Annotated in this window: 19 protein-coding genes; 2 read left to right on the forward strand and 17 right to left on the reverse strand. The window is 42.7% G+C overall.

Translation table 11 applies throughout. From position 1 onward, the window contains the following. Positions 1-13: 13 nt before the first annotated feature. The 3 genes from AC0VX1_RS17600 to rpsU form a co-directional block, all read right to left on the reverse strand. Positions 14-1,288 (reverse strand): NfeD family protein, encoded by a 1,275-nt coding sequence (locus AC0VX1_RS17600; protein WP_475471819.1) that lies wholly within the window; start codon positions 1,286-1,288, stop codon positions 14-16. 345 nt (positions 1,289-1,633) lie between these two features. Next, positions 1,634-2,077, reverse strand: coding sequence for a GatB/YqeY domain-containing protein (locus AC0VX1_RS17605; RefSeq protein ID WP_034308521.1), 444 nt, complete (start codon positions 2,075-2,077; stop codon positions 1,634-1,636). Positions 2,078-2,091: 14 nt separating this feature from the next. Beyond that, complete coding sequence (gene rpsU / locus AC0VX1_RS17610) at positions 2,092-2,265, reverse strand: 30S ribosomal protein S21 (RefSeq protein ID WP_028391853.1); 174 nt, start codon at positions 2,263-2,265, stop codon at positions 2,092-2,094. Between the two features lie 236 nt (positions 2,266-2,501). Here rpsU and AC0VX1_RS17615 point away from each other — a divergent pair, with 236 nt between their 5' ends. Beyond that, entirely contained in the window at positions 2,502-3,434 is a 933-nt protein-coding gene (locus tag AC0VX1_RS17615) for a Na/Pi symporter (RefSeq protein ID WP_413009778.1), read from the forward strand. A gap of 542 nt (positions 3,435-3,976) precedes the next feature. Here the strand turns inward: AC0VX1_RS17615 and deoC are convergent. From deoC to gpr, 13 genes are all read right to left on the reverse strand, one after another. Next, a complete protein-coding gene (gene deoC, locus AC0VX1_RS17620; protein ID WP_034308525.1) occupies positions 3,977-4,648 on the reverse strand; it encodes a deoxyribose-phosphate aldolase in 672 nt (223 codons plus the stop codon). A 428-nt stretch (positions 4,649-5,076) separates the two neighbouring features. Next, entirely contained in the window at positions 5,077-6,414 is a 1,338-nt protein-coding gene (gene mtaB, locus AC0VX1_RS17625; RefSeq protein ID WP_034308527.1) for a tRNA (N(6)-L-threonylcarbamoyladenosine(37)-C(2))-methylthiotransferase MtaB, read from the reverse strand. 6 nt (positions 6,415-6,420) lie between these two features. Further along, positions 6,421-7,173 carry a 16S rRNA (uracil(1498)-N(3))-methyltransferase gene (locus AC0VX1_RS17630; RefSeq protein WP_475468117.1) on the reverse strand — a complete coding sequence of 251 codons (753 nt, stop codon included), beginning with the start codon at positions 7,171-7,173 and terminating at the stop codon, positions 6,421-6,423. Positions 7,174-7,311: 138 nt separating this feature from the next. Continuing rightward, on the reverse strand, positions 7,312-8,253 hold the full coding sequence (prmA, locus tag AC0VX1_RS17635; RefSeq protein WP_098185694.1) for a 50S ribosomal protein L11 methyltransferase: 942 nt from the start codon (positions 8,251-8,253) through the stop codon (positions 7,312-7,314). Positions 8,254-8,290: 37 nt separating this feature from the next. After that, on the reverse strand, positions 8,291-9,406 hold the full coding sequence (gene dnaJ, locus AC0VX1_RS17640) for a molecular chaperone DnaJ (protein ID WP_057278850.1): 1,116 nt from the start codon (positions 9,404-9,406) through the stop codon (positions 8,291-8,293). Between the two features lie 287 nt (positions 9,407-9,693). Beyond that, on the reverse strand, positions 9,694-11,526 hold the full coding sequence (gene dnaK, locus AC0VX1_RS17645; protein ID WP_475468120.1) for a molecular chaperone DnaK: 1,833 nt from the start codon (positions 11,524-11,526) through the stop codon (positions 9,694-9,696). 37 nt (positions 11,527-11,563) lie between these two features. After that, positions 11,564-12,157: a nucleotide exchange factor GrpE gene (grpE, locus tag AC0VX1_RS17650; protein ID WP_063575648.1), complete on the reverse strand. Its 594-nt coding sequence runs from the start codon at positions 12,155-12,157 to the stop codon at positions 11,564-11,566. 99 nt (positions 12,158-12,256) lie between these two features. Further along, the gene (hrcA, locus tag AC0VX1_RS17655) at positions 12,257-13,285 is read right to left on the reverse strand and encodes a heat-inducible transcriptional repressor HrcA (RefSeq protein WP_048682856.1); all 1,029 of its coding nucleotides are present in this window, start codon (positions 13,283-13,285) and stop codon (positions 12,257-12,259) included. A gap of 124 nt (positions 13,286-13,409) precedes the next feature. Then, positions 13,410-14,561, reverse strand: coding sequence for a radical SAM family heme chaperone HemW (gene hemW, locus AC0VX1_RS17660; RefSeq protein ID WP_475468123.1), 1,152 nt, complete (start codon positions 14,559-14,561; stop codon positions 13,410-13,412). 89 nt (positions 14,562-14,650) lie between these two features. After that, positions 14,651-16,486, reverse strand: coding sequence for a translation elongation factor 4 (gene lepA / locus AC0VX1_RS17665; RefSeq protein WP_413009784.1), 1,836 nt, complete (start codon positions 16,484-16,486; stop codon positions 14,651-14,653). 176 nt (positions 16,487-16,662) lie between these two features. Continuing rightward, positions 16,663-16,986: a YqxA family protein gene (locus tag AC0VX1_RS17670; RefSeq protein ID WP_053535740.1), complete on the reverse strand. Its 324-nt coding sequence runs from the start codon at positions 16,984-16,986 to the stop codon at positions 16,663-16,665. A gap of 21 nt (positions 16,987-17,007) precedes the next feature. Then, the gene (gene spoIIP / locus AC0VX1_RS17675; protein WP_413009785.1) at positions 17,008-18,207 is read right to left on the reverse strand and encodes a stage II sporulation protein P; all 1,200 of its coding nucleotides are present in this window, start codon (positions 18,205-18,207) and stop codon (positions 17,008-17,010) included. 86 nt (positions 18,208-18,293) lie between these two features. Then, on the reverse strand, positions 18,294-19,412 hold the full coding sequence (gpr, locus tag AC0VX1_RS17680; protein WP_413009786.1) for a GPR endopeptidase: 1,119 nt from the start codon (positions 19,410-19,412) through the stop codon (positions 18,294-18,296). A gap of 274 nt (positions 19,413-19,686) precedes the next feature. Here gpr and rpsT point away from each other — a divergent pair, with 274 nt between their 5' ends. Next, complete coding sequence (gene rpsT / locus AC0VX1_RS17685; protein WP_034308554.1) at positions 19,687-19,953, forward strand: 30S ribosomal protein S20; 267 nt, start codon at positions 19,687-19,689, stop codon at positions 19,951-19,953. Between the two features lie 91 nt (positions 19,954-20,044). On the opposite strand, the gene holA is transcribed toward rpsT, so the two are convergent. Then, positions 20,045-21,058, reverse strand: a complete 1,014-nt coding sequence (gene holA / locus AC0VX1_RS17690; protein ID WP_034308556.1) for a DNA polymerase III subunit delta — start codon at positions 21,056-21,058, stop codon at positions 20,045-20,047. Positions 21,059-21,192: the final 134 nt, after the last annotated feature.

Consider the following 21,192-nt stretch of genomic DNA (forward strand, 5'->3'; position numbering starts at 1 on the left):
GTATCCTTTAATTTTAATTTGAATCCGGAATTTCCCGGACGACTACCCTTGACCCTTCAACTTTAACGATAATGATTGCCGAACCTTTGGAAATAAAGCTCCCTTCGGTCACGACATCCACTCTTTCTTCTTTGACCAAAGCTGTTCCTGAAGGCCTCAAATCTGTTAGGGCCTTCCCTTCTGCACCTAATAAATCCAAACGATTCGGATTGCTGACATATCCTTGTTCCGTTTTTGTTGCATCGGTTAATATCATTTTCCTGAAAAATTTCATCTGTTTTCCAAACACCTTTACAAGTAGGATGAATACCAAAATGGATACGGTGACCGCAATTAGCAAGGAGATCGTCATATGGACCGGATCACCTGTCGCAAGGAATAGACTCCCCACTACCGCTGTAAACCCGAGCAGCCCGATAATCCCCCCTGGGATAAAAAATTCAATTAGTACGAGAATGACCCCAATGATGAACATCGCTAACGATTCGTATCCGGTGATACCGGCGACAAGATGACCATAGAAGAATAAGACAAGACTGGTGATTCCAATTACGCCCGGAATTCCAAAACCGGGTGAAAACAATTCCATCACAATCCCGATTCCCGCTATCGTTAATAAAATGGGAACGACGATCGGGTTGGTCAAAAAGCGGGCTAGTTTCTCAGGAAAGCTTTCTTCGATTGTCCGAATATCAGCATCTTCAACTCCAAGTATACTATACAGCTCCGCTTTTCCAGAGACGGTGCCTTCGCTATACCCAGCCTTTTTTGCCTGTTCGGCTGTAAATGTCAGCAGCTTCCCTTTTTCCGCTCCATATTCGGGTAAATCGATGTCAACATCCGCCATCGCCTGGGCGTATATGGGATCACGTCCATTTTGTTCAGCAGCGGTCTTCATGGCAGCCAACCAATAAGATTGCGCTTTCTTACTTGCAGCGTTCCCTGTTGAATCAATCACAGCTGCAGATCCCATGGTGGCACTCGGAACCATATAGATCTCATCCGCACTTAAAGAAATGTATGCCCCTGCAGATAAAGCCCTGTTATTGACATAGGCAACTGTCTTTATTGGTGAATCCGCCAGTAACTTTGCAATTTCCCCCGCTGCATCCACAGCACCTCCAGGGGTATTCACCTCGAAAACGACAAGATCTGCATCTGCTGCTTCAGCAGTGGTCAGTGCTCGTTCCAAAAAGGCCGAGAGTCCCTTTTCCACCGTTTCTTCAATGGGTACATGGTAAACGATCTTCTCGTTTGCAGATACCGTCGCTCCACCAAAGGAAGACATGGTGAACAGCAATCCAAATAGGAGAACAGAAAAATAACGCCAAATTTTCAACGGAACGCCCCCTTTCCCGTATTAAACGCGGTAAGTGTCCCATTATCCAGGAACTTACCAGTAAATTCAGCCCGCAACTAAAATTCGAATAAGGAGCAATTGAAGCAACCCTTTACCCTGTTCTTTAGTTATTACGTATGTATATGAAAAAGGTTTCAAAAAAAAGCAAATAAAATTAAAAGTGCCACAATTATCTTGGGCTTCGTTTCAATAATATACGCATAAAATTCATGAAATACACAAAAACCACAGGCAATTTGCCTGCGGTTAGGTTTCGAGTTTTAAGTTTAGAGTTTAAGATAGATGTTGTTGTACTAATTTGTTAACTAGAGAACCATCCGCTTTACCTTTAACTTTAGGCATTAAAGCTCCCATAACTCGGCCCATATCTGCTTTGGATGTTGCATTGACTTCTAAAATCGTTTCGTTAACGATTTTAGAAATGTCTTCTTCTGAAAGTTGCTGAGGCATATATGCCTCTACGTATACTAGTTCGGTGCGGACTTTATCCACGAGATCTGAACGACCTGCGTTTTCAAACTCCTGGAGGGAGTCTTTGCGTTGTTTTAATTCGCGAGAGAGCACTGTCAATTCTTCATCATCTGTTAAATCTTGTCTCTGCTTCAAGGCTTCGTTTTGAATAGAAGCTTTCAGCATCCGAATAACAGATAGTTTGTCCTTTTCCTTGTTCTTCATCGCTTGTTTCATATCATTATTTAAACGCTCGAGAAGACTCATCTTTCCACCCTCTCTTAGAATTTACGTTTTCTTGCAGCTTCAGACTTTTTCTTACGTTTTACGCTTGGTTTTTCATAAAATTCACGCTTCCTAGCTTCCTGAAGCGATCCTGCTTTAGATACAGTACGTTTGAAACGACGAAGAGCATCTTCAAGCGATTCGTTTTTACGAACGACGGTTTTAGACATCTCTTTCCCTCCCTCCGAAAACAACACACTAACTCAAGTTGTCAACATGTTATACATGTACTAAACAATTATAATATATCATCTTTAGCAGGTCAACCAATAAAATCAAACTTATTTTGAATATAATCATGTTATTATCATAATTTTTCACTAAGCGATGATTCAACTTGCATGAAATTCCAATTTATAGCATGTCCCCCGTTAATGGGCCATAAGCTTACTATGAGGTGACAGTCATGCATGAGCTATTTTTATTCATTTTATTCATAGCGATATTTCTGGCAGGTATGTCAGTTTTACGAATCGGACTGTTCAATATGTCCGGTGCAGCATTAAAAACATTTCTCTCAAAGGTGACGGATAAGCCATGGAAAGGCTTCTTGGCCGGAACCATCTTTACTGGGATCCTGCAGAGCAGCTCGGCGGTCATGGTCATGACGGTCGGCCTCGTTTCCGCAGGAAGCTTAACATTCCCGCAAACAATCGGGATCATTCTTGGAACGAATATCGGATCCACCTTTACAGCAGAGTTCATGACTTTCTCTTTGGATAGCTGGATCATTCCCGGTGTCGTAAGCGGCGCTTTCCTTTGCTTCATGCCAAAAGCGTTACCGAGAAGCCTAGGAATGTCCCTGATCGGAATCTCGGCCATCTTCGCGGCGATGAGCGGTTTTAAAACGCTTTCGACACCGATTGCAGCCTATCCATCCATACAAACGCTTATCCAGTACATAGAGAGCCATATGAGTTATGCCCTGATTGCCGGGTTATTATTGACGGCACTCATTCACTCCAGTTCTGCAACCATCGGGATAGCCATGAGTTTTTTGATGAATGGGGAGTTATCCGTGTCCTCGGCAATCATCATCATGCTCGGTTCGAATATCGGCACTTGCATCACCGGATACATGGCCAGCATCGGTTCTGGCAGACAAGCTGCCTTCACAGCTTATGCACATATTTGGCTGAACATCATCGGGGTTGCCGCATTCCTGCCTTTTGTGGACATCCTGGAAAGTACGGCTGCCTATTTCACCGAAAACAAAGGGACACAGCTCGCGCATGCCAGTGTCATTTTCAATATCTTGACTTCTTTGGCCGTCTTGCCATTCGCACGGCGATTCTCCAACCTCATTCTTTGGGTGCATCGGCCACACTTAAAAAAATAAGAGCTGTCCAAAAGTCATTGGCAACTGACTATGGGACAGCCATAAATAAGATAGTCATAACCTAAACGCAAAGATAAAAAGGGCGGTAAACGATTTCAGCTAACCTTTTATAATTAGTTTTATGGTTCAATAAGCTCAAACCACTCAATAATACAACAGCTACTATCAAAATCAGCAAACTTTCATTAGAGAATGATGTTAGATAAAAGCAGTTACTGCCATTATAAATAAAACGGTTATTGAATGGTAAAATTTCACCATGCATTTTACCATTCAAAATGAAAAACCAATTTAATATAAGCATGTTTACTCCCTAATTGATACCTCCTTATATCTATTAAATCCACAATAAACTTATTTTTGAATGTATGGGTTCCATAAATGATACAGGTCCTCTTTTTTTATGGAAGAAATAGGCCAATATACGGGCAAGGGAAATTGCCAATTGAATTATTTTTGGAATCAATAAAAAACAGGCGGAGAAAAAATAATTCATTTTTCTCCGCCTGCTTTATTTTAGGGAATTATACGGTCCTTCAAAATCAATAATCGGAATCAGCCGTTAAGCCCTTCACGATGGAGACACCTGCACTCGCTCCAATTCTTGTTGCACCAGCTTCTATCACATTCTGGGCATCGCTCGTGTTGCGGACCCCGCCTGAAGCTTTGACACCGATATCCGGGCCAACCGTTTTTCTCATAAGCGCGATATCTTCAACTGTCGCTCCGCCGGTCGAAAAACCAGTTGATGTTTTCACATAATCCGTTCCGGCTTTTACGGCCAATTCACATGCACGGACTTTTTCTTCATCGGTCAATAAAGAAGTTTCAATGATCACTTTTGAAAGAGCCTTACCAGTGGATGCCGCTACCACAGCACGAATATCCCGCTCTACCAACTCATCATCCTTGTCCTTCAATGCGCCGATATTGATCACCATATCGACTTCGTGAGCACCATTGGCGATGGCATCTTTCGTTTCAAAAGCTTTGGTTTCCGGTGTGGTTGCACCTAGAGGGAAGCCGATTACCGTACAAACTTTCACTTCTGAACCTTCCAAAAGTTCACTTGCATATTTCACCCAAGTTGGGTTTACGCATACGGAAGCAAAGTTATACTCTCTCGCTTCTTCGCATAATACCTTTATTTGCTCTTTGGTTGCATCTGCTTTTAATAACGTGTGGTCAATTAAACCTGCTACATTTTGTGACATTAATAAATCCTCCTCAAAAACAATCTATACCTAGTTGTACGTACCTCTCATGATACCATAGTTTATCCATTTTGACGATATATATAGTCTTTACCCGAAAGCGCCAAGAAAACACATCTAAAAAAGGATAATAAAAAAAGACAGCGGTTAACCGCTGCCTTACAGACTGTGAACAAACTCGATATTAATTAAGATTGCCTACTTTGAGGGAGTGTAAAATATGAACGTTGATTTCCACTCCAGGCACTCGCTTTCCGCGGGCGGTCCGGGAGCCTCCTCGGCGCTCTTGGCGCCTGTGGGGTCTCCCTAGGACGCGCTTTTCCCGCAGGAGTCTCGTACCCTACGTTCCAATCAACTTAGTTTAACAATCTAGATAGAACTCCCTTTTGTCTACAAACTCAAAGACAGCGATTTACCGCTGTCTTTGATTAGATATTGGATGCTTGTTGCAAAGGAAAATCCTTCACTACCGTCACGAACTGACCTTCACTAAATGGATAGCCAGATTTTGTGATTTTAACTTTGACGATTTCACCGACCATTTCTTCCGATGCCGGGAAGACGACTTTCATGTAATTATCTGAGTAGCCCTCATAAAGGCCATTTTCCAACTTCGTTTCAGGAATGACTTCCAGAACTTCCCCCTCGAATCGGGAGGCATACTCTTTTGCCAACTGATCCGACAACGTAATAAGGCGGTGGACTCGTTCATTTTTGATATCTTCATCCACTTGATCTCCCATACGGGCAGCCGGAGTCCCTGTCCGTTTTGAATAAGGGAAAACATGAAGTTCGGAGAATTTATATTTTTCTATAAAGTTATATGTCTCCATGAATTCTTCTTCAGTTTCACCTGGGAAACCTACGATGACATCAGAGGTAACAGCAAGGCCCGGAAGTGCAATTTTCAGCTTTTCGATTCGATCACCGAAGAAATCCATCGTATATTTACGTCTCATCCGTTTTAGAACGGTATCGGAACCCGATTGGATTGGTATATGCAAATGACGTACCACTTTTTTCGAATTCGTCAGCACTTCAATGATCTCATCTGTAATTTGGCTGGCTTCAATGGATGAAATACGGATACGCTTCAGCCCATCGACTTTTTCCAAGTCACGCAGCAGCATCGCCAAATTATAGTCTTTCAAATCGTCTCCGTAGCCGCCCGTATGGATTCCGGTAAGGACTAGCTCCTTATAGCCTGCCTCAACAAGCTGTTCAGCCTGGTGAACGACTTCTTTTGGATCGCGGGAACGCATCAAGCCACGTGCCCAAGGAATGATGCAGAAAGTGCAGAAATTATTGCAGCCTTCCTGAATCTTCAGTGAAGCGCGTGTACGGTCTGTAAAAGCAGGTACATCCAACTCTTCGTAGACACGGTTTTTCATGATATTACCTACGGCATTGATTGGTTCACGCTCAACCTTGAATTGCTCAATGTAATCAAGCAGTTTAACCCTGTCTTGTGTTCCTACAACAATATCCACACCTGGTATGGCCATGATTTCTGCCGGCGATGTCTGTGCGTAACATCCCGTTACCGCTATGACGGCATTCGGATTCTTACGAATGGCACGACGGATGACCTGACGGCTTTTCTTATCGCCAGTGTTTGTCACCGTGCATGTGTTGATGACATATACATCTGATGTATTTTCAAACTCAACACGATCATATCCCCCAGTTTTGAATAATTGCCATATAGCCTCTGTTTCATAATGATTCACTTTACAGCCTAATGTATGGAAAGCGACCGTTGCCATTTTTCATCACCTCAAAAGTTCTACATGATAAGAAACAGCGGAAAGTGCATATAAAGGTGCTGTTTCAGTTCTTAATATTCTTGGTCCAAGACCGCAAGCCATAAAACCGGCATCAGTCAGTTTTTCAATTTCCTTATCTGCTAAACCACCTTCAGGCCCAAAAACGAATAGGATGGATTGCCCAGCAGTAATATCTTTCAAGACAGAAGCGAGTACAGAAGTTTCCCCCTGTTTTGCCTCTTCTTCAAAAGCGATTAATTTATGATCGAAACCAGTTGCATACCCAGCTAGCTGATCTGCCGTCATCGGTTCCTTGATGGCAGGGATAACCGTGCGGTGAGATTGCTCAGCCGCCTCTTTTGAAATCTTCTGGAGCCTCTCCAATTTCTTGCCTACCTTTTTGTGGTCCCATTTTACCACCGAACGAGCAGCAATAAAAGGGATAAATTCAACGGCCCCCAGTTCAGTGCCCTTTTGAACGATATATTCCAATTTATCCCCTTTAGGCAGACCGCTCGCAATCACTACCTTTACAGGAAGTTCCTTTTCTTCATTCTTCCATTCAGTTACCGTACCTATTACAGCATCATCAGTAATTTCCGAAATTTCCGCGATTGCTGTCATGCCATTACCTTTCACCGTGATGATCCGCTCACCTGGTCCCATTCTCATCACTCTGGCGATATGGTGAAAATCATCACCTGATATCGTCACCATGTTTCCATTGATATCTGCTTCGTTAAGAAAATACCGTTGCACACTGCCACCTACTTCGTCTAGTCTAAATAACTCACAGGCTAACAGTCGGGAATCCAGAATGCAAGCCGTGCAAAGATTCAAGCTAAAAAAAGGTACTCTGACTATCAAAAAAACCGATAATCAGAGTAACTTTTCCAATTAAGCATTTCTTTTTGCGATTATTGCCACCCAATCTTCCATCAAGATCGTTTCCTCAACGGTGAAACCAGATGCTATAATCGCTTCCTTCACATCTTGTTTCTTAGTTTGAATGATTCCGGAAGCGATGAAAAATCCGCCAGGTTTAACGACTTTCGCTACATCATCCGTAAAACGCATGATCACTTCGGCAAGAATATTAGCCACGACAATATCCGCTTGTTCATTTACACCATCCAATAAGTTGCCTTGTGACACGGACACTTTATCCTGCACGTTATTTAGTTCAACGTTTTGCTTGGCTGACTGTACTGCCACTTCATCCAAATCAAGTGACTGGATTCGCTTTGCATCCAATAATGCAGCTGCAATGCTTAGAACACCAGAACCAGTTCCTACATCAACGACTAAATCCCCAGGCGTTACTGTTCGTTCCAGCGCTTGGATGCACATGACCGTCGTCGGGTGTGTTCCCGTTCCGAAGGCCATGCCTGGATCAAGTTCAATGATCAATTCGTCACTGCTTACCGGAGTATAGTCTTCCCACGTTGGCACGATGGTAAAACGTTCGGATATCTTGACGGGGTTATAATATTTTTTCCAAGCCGTCGCCCACTCTTCTTCATTCACTTCACTAATTGAAACAACATTTTTCCCAAGGTCAATATCAAAAAGTTGGAGATTATTGATTGATTCCTTAATAGCATCAATGGTATCGCCAAGGAAGCTGTTTACGGGCAGATAAGCCTTAATGACTACACCTTCATCCGGATAATCATCGGGGTTTAAGTGGTAGATTTCGCCAAAAACATTTTCACGTTCCTTGACTAATTCTAGAGGATCCTCAATGACAACACCGCTCGCACCTGCCTCATGAAGAATATTCGAAACAGGTTCAACCGCTTCATTCGTTGTTTGGATTGCAAATTCAGACCACTTCATAATCTACCAACTCCCAATTTGTTCTTTTTACTTTTATTCACCTATCTTTGAAAGCCCGCTTCACTTTTGAGAAAAAGCCATCATCTTGTTCATCTACACCTTGTCCGCTGATATCACTGAACTCACGAAGCAATTCCTTTTGTTTTTCCGTTAATTTCTTAGGCGTGACAACCAATACGACCACATGCTGATCTCCTTGGCCATATCCTCTGACATTCGGAACTCCTTTGCCCTTTAAACGGAAACGAGTGCTAGTTTGTGTACCTGCTGGAATCTTCAGCTTCACTTTTCCATGCAGCGTCGGAACTTCTATTTCATCGCCTAATGCTGCCTGGGCAAAAGTAACCGGCATTTCACAATAAATATCATCGCCATCCCGTTCAAAGAATTCATGGCTGCGCACATGGAAGACTACATACAGGTCTCCTGCGGGGCCGCCATTGATTCCAGGCTCGCCTTGGCCTGTTACGCGCAACTGCTGGCCATCATCAATTCCTGCTGGCACCTTGACTTGGATTTTTTTACGTTTTTGGACTTTTCCGTCGCCGCCGCATGTTGAACATTTATTAGGAATGATTTTTCCTGTTCCTTGACAATGGTGACATGCTCTCCGGTTCACAATCCTTCCGAAAGCTGTGTTTTGTTCAACATTCAATTGACCGGTTCCATGACAATGTGAACAGTTTTCCACCTTTGTACCTGGTTTGGCACCGGATCCTTTACATGTACCGCAATCCTCTTCACGCGGAATTTCGATCTCAGTATCTTTTCCGAATGCAGCCTCTTCAAACGAAAGCGTCATCGTATACTGCAAATCCGCTCCTTGACGCGGTGCATTAGGATCTCTCCTGCGTCCGCCGCCACCAAAGAAGCTACTGAAAATATCTTCAAAACCGCCGAAACCGCCGAAGTCCTGACCGCCAAAGCCTTGATTGGGATCGGTATGTCCGAATTGGTCATAATGGGCTTTTTTCTGTTCGTCACTCAATACTTCGTAAGCTTCCTTGATTTCCTTGAATTTATCCGCAGCATCGTCCGCTTTATTAATATCAGGGTGATATTGTTTGGAGAGCTTTCGATACGCTTTTTTGATTTCATCCTTCGAAGCACTTTTCGAAAGGCCTAACACCTCATAATAATCGCGTTTACTCATATCTAAAATCCACTCCCGATTCGATTCACATAAAGGTAATATTATCACTGAACGAAGATAATAATCAACTAGAAAAGTACAAACGGCTTTAACACATTTTTGCAAATGGCATTGCCAGCCCCAATTTGCACACATTTTTCTCTAAAATCCCACGATTCCCCATCAGTGATTGCAACAATGTTTCCATTCACTGTAAAAAAAGCCAAAGTCAAGATAACCTGACTTTGACTTTTTTACAATGGGGCAGAATACTGCCCGATATATCAGTGTCCCGATTGGGGCACTTTTTATTTTTTCTCTTCTTCGTTTACTTCAGTGTATTCAGCATCAACGACATTATCGTCTTGAGCAAACTCGCCAGCACCCGCTTCGCCAGCTTGCTGAGCTTTTGCCGCTTCTTCATAAAGCTTCATTGTCAAAGCTTGAACGATTTCGTTAAGTGCATCTTTTTTCACGCGGATTTCTTCAAGCTCATTTTTCTCGATTGCAGCTTTCAGTTCATCCTTCGCTTCATTCGCTTTTGTCACTTCCGCTTCGTCCACTTTACCTTCTAGATCTTTAAGCGTTTTTTCCGTTTGGAAAACTAATTGATCTGCTTCGTTACGAAGTTCAACTTCTTCTTTACGTTGTTTATCGCTATCGGCATTTTCTTCCGCTTCACGTACCATGCGTTCGATCTCTTCATCAGAAAGGCCTGAAGATGATTTGATGGTGATTGCTTGTTCTTTGTTCGTGCCAAGATCTTTCGCACGAACGTTCACGATACCGTTTTTATCGATATCGAATGTCACTTCAACTTGCGGAACTCCACGCGGTGCCGGTGGAATGTCACTCAATTGGAAACGACCAAGAGTTTTGTTATCCGCTGACATTGGACGCTCCCCTTGAAGGACATGGATATCAACTGCCGTTTGATTATCAGCCGCTGTCGAGAATACTTGTGATTTACTTGTCGGAATCGTAGTATTACGGTCGATCAGTTTCGTGAATACTCCGCCCATCGTTTCAATTCCAAGTGAAAGTGGAGTTACATCAAGAAGGACAACATCTTTAACATCACCTGTCAATACGCCACCTTGAATTGCAGCACCCATAGCCACCACTTCATCAGGGTTTACACCTTTGCTTGGTTCTTGACCGATTTCCTTTTTGATCGCTTCAACGACAGCAGGAATACGTGTAGATCCACCAACAAGGATTACTTTGTCGATTTCAGATGCTGAAAGGCCGGCATCTTTCAATGCTTGACGAGTAGGTCCCATCGTACGTTCCACAAGACCTGTGGAAAGCTCATCGAATTTAGCTCTAGTCATCGTTACATCCAAGTGAAGCGGGCCAGCTTCTCCAGCAGTGATGAACGGTAAAGAAATTTGAGTTGACGTTACGCCGGAAAGATCTTTCTTCGCTTTTTCAGCTGCATCTTTCAAACGTTGAACCGCCATTTTATCTTTTGAAAGGTCGATTCCGTTTTCTTTCTTGAATGCTTCAACCAGGTAATCGATGATGACTTGGTCGAAATCATCCCCACCTAGACGGTTGTCGCCTGCTGTGGACTTAACTTCGAAAACGCCGTCTCCAAGTTCCATGATCGATACGTCAAATGTACCGCCGCCAAGGTCGAATACAAGGATCGTTTGATCTTCTTCCGTTTTATCCAAACCGTATGCAAGTGCTGCAGCTGTCGGTTCGTTGATGATACGTTCCACTTCAAGGCCGGCAATTTGACCAGCATCCTTGGTTGCTTGACGTTCTGCATCATTGAAGTAAGCAGGTACAGTGATAACCGCTTTAGTGACTTTTTCGCCAAGATACTCTTCAGCGTATGATTTCAAGTATTGAAGGATGATTGCAGAAACTTCTTGAGGTGAGTATTCTTTTCCTTCAATTACTTCTTTATGGTTGGTACCCATATGGCGTTTAATGGAAATGATCGTGTTAGGGTTTGTAATCGCTTGGCGTTTTGCCACTTCCCCAACTTGCCTTTCTCCATTTTTGAATGCCACTACGGATGGTGTTGTACGGTTTCCTTCCGGATTCGGGATTACTTTTGGTTCCCCGCCTTCAAGTACAGATACACAAGAGTTTGTTGTACCTAAGTCAATACCAATAATCTTGCTCATAGTTTCACTACCTCCCAATTATTTATATGTAAGAATCCTATTCGTTCACTTTTACCATTGCAGGTCGAATCACACGGTCTTTAAGAAGGTATCCTTTTTGGAATTCCTCGACGACGATGTTCGAACCGAAGTTTTCATCTTGAACTTGCATGACCGCTTGATGCAAACGCGGATCGAACTCTTCGCCAACCGAACTGATCGGTTCGATGCCTTCTTTAGCCAATGCACCAGTAATCGCTTTATAGACCATTTCCATGCCGGATAGCAAGGATTTCGTCTGTTCATTTTCCGCTTCGATTTTTGTTGCTCTTTCAAAATTATCAAGAGCCTCCACTAAATCACTAGCAATACTTTGAACTCTATATTTTTGAGCCGCCTCCATATCAAGCTTGGCACGGCGTCTAGAATTATCAAAATCGGCCTGCAGACGAAGATAACGGTTATCCATTTCTTCGATTTTCGCCTCAAGTTCGGCAATTTTTTCTTGAGCCAATTGAAGTTCATCTTTTTCAACAGGACCATCGTTTTCTTCCGCTGCTGGAATTTCTCCTTCAGCGAAAACTGCTTCTGCAGCGCTTTCCTCGATTGTTTCATTTTCCAATGTTTGTTCTTCGTTTTTATTTTCTGTCACAATCTCACCTCCCTAAAAGGGTTATACAATTTATGCTAAAGTAATATGCCAGGCCGCGGAATACACTCCTCCGCCACCTTAACAATATTACCTTTGCTACTATTTTTGATACAGTTTTGTCATCAGGGCCGTTAAATCTTTCGAGAAAAACGAAAGCAAACTGATCACTCTCGAATATTCCATTCTCGTTGGACCCAATATGGCCAATGTGCCAACTTGCTCCTGCCCGATTGAGTAGGTTGCCGTAATCAAACTGCAGTCATCGAGCACTGTGTTTTGATTTTCACGGCCGATCTTGACGTGGATGCCCGATGGATTTTGAGTAATTAGTTCATAAAATCCCTGTTCCTGCTCAATCATCGATAAAAGCGTGCTTACTTTCGCAATATCATGGAACTCCGGCTGCCTCAGCATATTCGTTTTCCCGCCGAAAAATATTTTTTCGGGCTTTGTGTCCGTCAGGGTCTCCGCAAGGACCGAGACCATCGATCCATAGTTATGAATGTGGCGGCTCAATAGAACGGCAACTTCCTTATAGATCTTATCCTTTAGATCAACTAGCGGAACATCGACCAAACGGGAATTCAATATATTCACCATCTTTTCAATTTCGTTTATATCAAAAGAAGGCGGTAAGGAAATCATTCGATTTTCCACATGACCTGTATCCGTAATAATGATGGCTATTGCCGTTTCAGGACTTAAGGGAATGATCTGGATTTTTTTCAGCTTATGCTCATTCACTTTTGGTCCCAGTACAATCGCCGTATAATTCGTCAGTTCCGAAAGTATTTTCGCTGACTTCTGAACGATCTTTTCCAATTCATAAATTCGTTCTACAAAAACGGATTTTAAAATCTTCACTTCATTCTTTTTCGGAGCTTGAGGAGAAAGTAAATGATCCACATAATATCTATACCCTTTTTCAGAAGGGATCCTACCGGAAGAAGTATGGGTTTTTTCTAAAAACCCCATTTCTTCAAGGTCAGACATTTCGTTGCGAATTGTGGCAGAGCTGAACGTGATTTCATCTTTCTTCGACAAGCTTCGTGACCCGACTGGCTGGGCAGAATGGATGAAATCCTCGATTATCACTTGTAGAATCAATAATTGACGATCAGTTAGCATGTATGATCACCTCTGTTAGCACTCTGTCTCATCGAGTGCTAATATACTAATAAATTATCAAATGCAGCTTATGATGTCAACAATGAAAACCGCTAATTCATCGTTAAAATAACATGGATTTCCTTCAGTCGGAATCAATAACGCCTAAAAATGTTTGGAACACTTCATTTCCAAGCAGTTTGCCCCGCTCAGTCAAGCGCACGAACCCGCCTTCCACCTTAAGCAAACCCTTTGCCGATCCTTCTTCGAGCGGTTTCCTGAAAATCTCCGTCATTTCTACAAAAAATTTATTCTTGAAGATTTCCAATGAAACCCCTTGCGTTTTCCGGAGACCCAAAAACATCTCCTCTTCCATCCGTTCATGAAGCGGTACTGGATGTTCCTCCAACACAGGCAGCTCGTTCGAAAGCAATGGAGTGATATATTTCTTCACAGGCCCATGATTGGCCACCCTTTTACCTCCAGTATAGCCATGTGCACCAGCACCAATCCCATAATACTCCACATTATCCCAATATGTCAGGTTGTGCCTGCTTTCAAACCCAGCCCGGGCAAAATTACTGATTTCATATTGGTGGTTACCATGCTTCTCCATCTCTTCCATCAGCCTCTCATACATCGAAGCCTCGAGCTCCTGCGGCGGCAGGTTTAATTTACCTCTTCGCATCTGATTATAAAAAACCGTCTTCGGTTCAACGATCAATGAGTAGCTTGAGTAGTGCGGCAATTGAAGCGCGATCGCTTTATCCAGCGTATCCTTGAAATCTTCCATCGTTTGGCCCGGCAATCCATAAATCAAGTCGATGCTTATATTCATAAAGCCAACTTCTTGAGCCAAATGGATCGTTTCATATACTTCTGAAGCCCGGTGAGTCCGGCCAATTCGTTTTAATAATTCATCATTGAAGCTTTGCACTCCAAAGCTAAGTCTATTGACCCCTGAATCATAAAGTATCTTGAGTTTTTCCCTTGAAAGATCCCCGGGATTGGCTTCAAAGGTATATTCAGCCTTCATAGGATCAAAGGGCATGGTTTCATTGATTGCTTCACATAAGAATGCAAGCTGCTTTTCATCCAGTGAGGTCGGTGTCCCTCCACCGACGAAAACCGTATCCAAACCTGCAGTCGGGTATTTGGAAAGCTGCATCACCATTTCCCTTTTCATCATCTGTAAATATTCGTCGACCGGCTGTCCCTGCAAAAATACTTTATTGAAATCACAATAGTGACAAATATGTTCACAAAATGGTATATGGAGGTAGGCGCTTTTGATCATTGTGTTCACAACCTTTTAATCGAATGAGTCGATAGAAAAAGAGGCTAGATTTCCTCTACCCTCTTTTTTCTAACTATCGTTTATTTTATTTATTTTTTGGGTGTCGTATCATCCATTTTCAAAACAGCCATGAAAGCTTCTTGCGGAACTTCAACGGAACCTACTTGTTTCATCCGCTTTTTACCTTCTTTCTGTTTTTCGAGCAACTTACGTTTACGGGAAATATCGCCGCCGTAACATTTAGCCAATACGTTTTTGCGCATTGCACTAATCGAAGAACGGGCGATGATTTTTTGCCCGATCGCCGCTTGGATCGGCACTTCGAATTGTTGCCTTGGAATCAATTTCTTCAATTTTTCAACAATGACTTTACCGCGTTCATAAGCAAAGTCCTTATGAACGATGAAACTTAAAGCATCGACAGTTTCAGCATTCAGTAAGATATCCATCTTCACAAGCTTGGACGGTTGGTAGCCGATCAGCTCATAATCGAAGGAAGCATAGCCTCTTGTATTGGATTTCAATTGATCGAAGAAATCATACACGATTTCCGATAATGGAATTTCATAATGAATGCTCACACGAGTCTCATCGATATATTCCATATCAATGAAGTTACCGCGTTTATTTTGACAGATTTCCATGATTGCCCCGACAAACTCCGTCGGTGCCATCATTGTTGCTTTGACATATGGCTCCTCGACACGTTCGATCTTTTGAGCATCAGGCATATTGGACGGGTTATCCACTTTCAGGACCGTTCCGTCTGTTTGCACCACATCATAAATAACACTCGGTGCAGTGGTGATCAGATCGATTTTGAATTCACGTTCAATCCGTTCCTGGATGATCTCCATATGAAGGAGTCCAAGGAATCCGCAACGGAAACCGAAGCCCAATGCTTGCGATGATTCCGCTTCAAACTGCAGCGCTGAATCGTTCAATTCCAATTTCTCCAATGCATCCCGTAAATCATTGAATTTCGATGCGTCAATTGGGTATAAACCGCAATATACCATCGGATTCATCTTCCTGTAACCCGGCAATGCTTCTGTCGCACTATTCACGGCACTCGTGATCGTATCACCGACAGTCGTATCACCAACGTTTTTAATGGATGCCGTTAGGAAACCTACATCACCGACGTTCAGTTCATCCAAAAGCTGTGTTTTAGGGTTGAAAACACCCAATTCGGTAACATCGAATTCCTTGCCAGTGGACATCATTTTGATTTTGTCGCCCACTTTAATGGAACCCTCAACAACACGGATATAGGCAACTACACCGCGGTACGCATCAAACAGTGAATCGAAAATAAGCGCCTTGAAAGGAGCATCCGGATCACCTTGCGGAGCTGGAACCAATTCAACGACCTGTTCCAAAATCTCCTCGATTCCGATTCCGGCTTTAGCCGAAGCCAAAACTGCATCGGAAGCATCCAATCCGATCACTTCCTCGATTTCTCCGCGCACCCGTTCCGGATCTGCACTCGGCAAATCAATTTTATTGATGACCGGAATGATTTCAAGGTTGTTGTCCAAAGCTAAATACACATTTGCAAGCGTTTGGGCCTCAATTCCCTGTGCCGCATCGACAACAAGGACAGCGCCTTCACAAGCTGCAAGGCTTCGTGACACTTCATACGTAAAATCGACATGTCCCGGTGTATCAATAAGATGGAAGATGTATTCTTCTCCATCTTTCGCGTTATATTTCAATTGAATCGCATTCAATTTAATCGTAATTCCACGCTCACGCTCTAAATCCATGGAATCCAACAGCTGACTCTTCATTTCACGCTGAGTCATGGCGTTCGTTTTTTCAATGATACGATCCGCCAATGTAGATTTACCATGATCGATATGAGCGATGATGGAAAAGTTACGAATTTTTGATTGTCTTTTTAATTTTTCTTCTCTATTCATGACGTTCACTCCCACTAGTCGACACAATACACTATTTTTTATTATATCAATAGAAAATGCAAGATTCAACAGAATAGTTACAAAAGAAGCATCATTGCAGGACAAAGCATAAAAAAAGGCTGCATCCCGGATTCGGATGCAGCCTTTTGGCAGAACACACTCAACTTATTTCCTACCTAAATCATATCAATAAGGGCCTGAAAGGCACCTGATATGGTCTCTCCAAGCGTTTTTCCGATCGATGAGAAAAAGTTGAAAGCTTTCATTTCTTCAAGCTTTTCTTTTTTCGTCTCCAAATCATGACTCGTCACTTTTTCGCCAAGGATATCCGCTTCCATCTCCCCTTGGTCCGATTGGTTAATGATGAATGCACTATTCAAAGAGGGATCTTCATACCCCTTCATTTTTTTCATCCCGTCGTTCGCTTGCTGCATCCCGATTAGAACACCTAAAAATAATACGAGCACAATCCCTGTACATTTCAACCAAAATCGAACCATGATAAGAGAACTCCTTTCAAATTACCTCGCTTCCGAATCCCCGGTCGGGTTATCCACTGCTTTGGCATCCCAGTAAAATTCACTGAAAACCTCGGTAAAGGCATCAACAGTCAAGTACATTTCCTCGAAAGTATTATCAACACCGCCAACTTCAATTAGCATGGAATTGCCTGATAAATCCTGATTATATATACCATTATGGCTAGATCCGCCCTGTTTCATAACCCCTCGGGAAATACCTGGGTATTTTTTCTCCAATGCTTTATGAAGCTTATTGGCAAGCGCGGCATTTTTTTCATAGTTCGGGTTATTCCCCCCGATCACGAATGCGATCTTGGCATACTCTTTACCTCTGATTGTAATTGTCGTATGTTTCTTCCGCTTTGAATCGCGGTGGATATCAATCAGGTATTCTAAATCTTTGTTATTGGCCAATGCCGTCTGGACCGATTTCCGTGATTCTTGATACGATTTGGCATAATTCAATCCTTTATTATTCAGATTTCCCATGATATCCGTTTTATCGAGCGAGGAGCCGATCCCCTTATCAGCCAAATCTTCAACCATCCGTTCCCCGAGTTTCGTAATATTGATTTTAGAATGGTAGGCTAGATCGGGGTCTGTCACCCCTTTTAAATATGGAAGATATGACTCCCGGTTATGGCTATGGTATATCTCGACCACTTTCCGGCCATTGGTCGTTTGATTCGGCTGATTGGTCACTCCTTTATCCGGTTCTTTAATCTCATCCAGGTTTTGCAGGGATGCATCCCTTTCTTCATTCAGGACATCCACTGGCGGTGAAGATTCATACGGCATATTCGTATAATTCGTTCCTTCCCCAGCAACGAGGATCTCATTATCAAAAATCGAAAAGCCAGGAAGCTCCCTTCCCAGTAAACTTCGCGGGTCCTCAAGTGAAATGTTGGTCGAGACTTTTATCAATTGATTCGTGATGATCGATTCCTGCTTACCTTCCGGCAGGGCATTAAAAAGATAATGATTTTCGTTGGCCAGCATCGAAAACAGCATTTTCCCCGAGAATTGATTGGCTACAGTATGTACGGAGTTAGAAGATATCCGATACTCCGGTCTTAGGGAAGTCATGACCCCACTGACTGAAAAAACAAAAAGAAGCAAGGCGAGAATACCTAGAAAAGTTTTTATTATTGTTGATCCGTGAATGGCTGTTATGATTCCTGGGGAATTTCTTCTTTTCATCTTTCCACCCTCTCTATAGCTTGTCTATTAATACCTATGACTTTGCTAGAAAGGGTAGAACACCATTTTTGGGCACTGAAAGTGATTTAACGGGTGTAATAGCCGGCATTATCTTGATTTATTGAATGATGCAAGGCTGCATTTAAACCATTGGCTATCAAATTGGCCATATCCTCGATGAAAACATCTACTTCTTTTGGTGTAACCATTAAATTATGACCAAGTGGCGAAAGCACCTCATAAATCAATTTCCGTTTCTCTTCATCAGGGAGGACACCTATCATTCCCAAGAAGGTTTGGCGTTCCTTTTCACCCGGCATATCCTCTTCGGTCAGCTTTGTCCGCTTCCCAAAACTGAATCCAGCAGGTGCCAATGAACGTGATGGTCTGTCCCCTTCATTCATTTCCTTGCCAAAGTGCTTTAAAATATAATCAATCGTATCGCTGGCAATCGATACGGCATCCACGACGGTAGGTATTCCAATTGCGATAACTGGAACTCCCAGTGTAGCCTGACTCAATTCTTTACGTTTATTTCCTACACCAGACCCTGGATGGATACCTGTATCCGTAATTTGAATCGTAGAATTCACACGATCGATCGAACGGGCAGCCAATGCGTCAACGACGATCAGGAAATCAGGATTACTTTTTTCGATGACGCCTTTTATGATGTCACTCGTCTCGATTCCGGTAATCCCCATCACCCCTGGGGAAATGGCACTGACCGGCCGATAGCCTTCCTTGACGGACTCTGGCTGCAATTCGAACAAATGTCTTGTAACTACAAGGTTCTCAACGACTGCAGGTCCCAGAGCATCGGGGGTAACATTCCAATTACCAAGGCCGACAACTAGACAACTGCTTTCCTTGGTGATTTTATTCCGTTTCAAGAAGTAAGCCAGTTCGTTGGCGAACACCTTTTCCACCCGTTGCTGCGTTTCCGTATCCTGCTGGCGGATTCCCTGGACCTCGATGGTCAAATAGCTGCCCTGTTTTTTTCCGATTTCTTTTTCCCCCTCAGCCGTGACCTCGACTAAGGATACCTTCAGATCATCCACATCTTTTTCCTTAATAATGACCCCTTCGATGCGAGAAACATCCACTTCCTCTACTACACCTTTATGTTCAAGGGCAATTTCCTTTGCTTCAATCGCCAAATCTGTCCGAATTCCGTATTCACTAAGGTCCAATTTATTTTCCATAACGGCCTCCTGATGTTTGAATTGTATCTAATCTAGTATTTTCAATAGTCTCTCTTAAACATTCTGTCGTTTTTGCTTTTTTATTATTCATTTTTTTGGTACAATGAATGATGACGAGATGAATTTATTACTGAAATTATAATTCCTTTTCGATTCTCAATCTGAAGTATTGCATATTTATGAGCAGTCTGATAGAATATCACTTGTGCTATTTGATATGGATTTGAAAAGTCGAGTTCATATAATCTCGATTTCTTTGTAGGAGGTGAACGGAATGCCAAACATTAAATCTGCTATTAAACGTGTAAAAATCAACGACAAAAAACGCGTTCATAACATTACTGTTAGATCAACTATGCGTACTACAGTGAAAAACGCTGAAGTTGCATTAGCTGGTGAAAACGTTGAAGCTGCTAAAGAAGCTCTTTTAACAGCTGCTGTGAAATTAGACAAAGCTGCATCTAAGGGATTAATCCATAAAAATGCGGCAGCCCGTAAAAAATCTCGTTTAGCGAAAAGACTTAACGCTCTTAACGCATAATGACAAAAAATTAAACGATCCAATCGGATCGTTTTTTTTGTGCCGTTTTTTGCATATAAAAAAAGGTGACAGGATATCTGCCACCTTTTTATCATCTAATTTTTAAAAGCAGCAGTTCAAGCGTGATTGCCTTATCTGCTTGGCCGGTCTTCATTTTATAATCCGCTTCCGCTAAGTCGTTCATGATGCTCAACAACTCGCGTTCCTGGAATTTCCCCGTCTTTTCAAGTGCCAGCTTTACCCTGTAAGGGTGCACCTTCAGTTGACCCGCAATTTTTTGCTGGCTATAGCCCTGACGGGAAAGCTCCTTCACTTGATACATGAGCCTGACCTGACCAGCCATGACACTCAAGATCTTGATCGGCTCTTCATTCTGCCTGAGAAGATCGTGCAGTATCGTCATGGCACTCTCCATTTTTCTCTGTAACACATGATCAACAAGTGTGAAGATATTCTGTTCAAGGGATTTTGCGACCAGCTTTTCCACTACCTCGACTGTAATGTGCTTCTCAGCTTCCGTATAAAGCACCATTTTATCCAGTTCATTCGTCAGCATCATCAGATTCGTTCCTGCAAGTTCAAGTAAAAGCTCTGTAGCCTGCTCATCTATTCGGACTGAAGAAGCTTCGACCCTCTCCTTCACCCACCCCTTTAACTCATGATCACCAAGCTTCTTCGCTTCAACGAGAACCGCCTTACGCTTCAGTTCCTTGGTGATTTTTTTCCGTTCATCCAGTTTCTCATAAGGTGCGGTCAATACGACAATAGAATATGGAACCGGGTCAGCCAAATACGCTTCCAGTCTTTTCACATTATGCTCAACTCTTGACTTCGTTTTTTCAGCTGTCAAAAAAAATGGGTTTTGCATGAAGACAAGGCGCCTTTCCCCGATAAACGGGAGGGTTTCGACATCTTCAAGTGCAGTTTCAACAGGCGTCTCTTCTAAATCAAATTGAGAAAAGTTAAAATCCATCTCATCTTCATGAAGGACATTCTCGATCAATAGCTGCTTCGTTTCATTAATTAGATAGGCTTCCGTCCCATATAACAAGTATACTGGCGCGAATTGCCCTTTTTTTATACTTTTCCAAACGTCTAATACCAATAGAATCCGCCTCTTTACTATGTATTCTTCTCTAATGGTATAGGTGGATGGACCATTTGACAAGCTATAAAGGGAACTAGCCCTTAAAAGGGCTAATTCCGGATCTATATGAACACTTTCAAGAAAGGCCCGGG

This window comes from Peribacillus sp. QJM3NY_7 (assembly GCF_056173225.1).

Coding starts and splice junctions, on each gene's coding strand:
- hrcA (WP_048682856.1), bottom strand. CDS start 13,285: ATGCTAACTGATCGTCAATTATTGATTCTACAAGTGATAATCGAGGAT.
- dnaJ (WP_057278850.1), bottom strand. CDS start 9,406: ATGAGTAAACGCGATTATTATGAGGTGTTAGGCCTTTCGAAAAGTGCT.
- lepA (WP_413009784.1), bottom strand. CDS start 16,486: ATGAATAGAGAAGAAAAATTAAAAAGACAATCAAAAATTCGTAACTTT.
- AC0VX1_RS17670 (WP_053535740.1), bottom strand. CDS start 16,986: ATGGTTCGATTTTGGTTGAAATGTACAGGGATTGTGCTCGTATTATTT.
- mtaB (WP_034308527.1), bottom strand. CDS start 6,414: ATGGCAACGGTCGCTTTCCATACATTAGGCTGTAAAGTGAATCATTAT.
- hemW (WP_475468123.1), bottom strand. CDS start 14,561: ATGATCAAAAGCGCCTACCTCCATATACCATTTTGTGAACATATTTGT.
- AC0VX1_RS17615 (WP_413009778.1), top strand. CDS start 2,502: ATGCATGAGCTATTTTTATTCATTTTATTCATAGCGATATTTCTGGCA.
- dnaK (WP_475468120.1), bottom strand. CDS start 11,526: ATGAGCAAGATTATTGGTATTGACTTAGGTACAACAAACTCTTGTGTA.
- AC0VX1_RS17600 (WP_475471819.1), bottom strand. CDS start 1,288: ATGTCTTCCTTTGGTGGAGCGACGGTATCTGCAAACGAGAAGATCGTT.
- rpsT (WP_034308554.1), top strand. CDS start 19,687: ATGCCAAACATTAAATCTGCTATTAAACGTGTAAAAATCAACGACAAA.
- prmA (WP_098185694.1), bottom strand. CDS start 8,253: ATGAAGTGGTCTGAATTTGCAATCCAAACAACGAATGAAGCGGTTGAA.
- rpsU (WP_028391853.1), bottom strand. CDS start 2,265: ATGTCTAAAACCGTCGTTCGTAAAAACGAATCGCTTGAAGATGCTCTT.
- spoIIP (WP_413009785.1), bottom strand. CDS start 18,207: ATGAAAAGAAGAAATTCCCCAGGAATCATAACAGCCATTCACGGATCA.
- gpr (WP_413009786.1), bottom strand. CDS start 19,412: ATGGAAAATAAATTGGACCTTAGTGAATACGGAATTCGGACAGATTTG.
- AC0VX1_RS17605 (WP_034308521.1), bottom strand. CDS start 2,077: ATGAGTCTTCTCGAGCGTTTAAATAATGATATGAAACAAGCGATGAAG.
- deoC (WP_034308525.1), bottom strand. CDS start 4,648: ATGTCACAAAATGTAGCAGGTTTAATTGACCACACGTTATTAAAAGCA.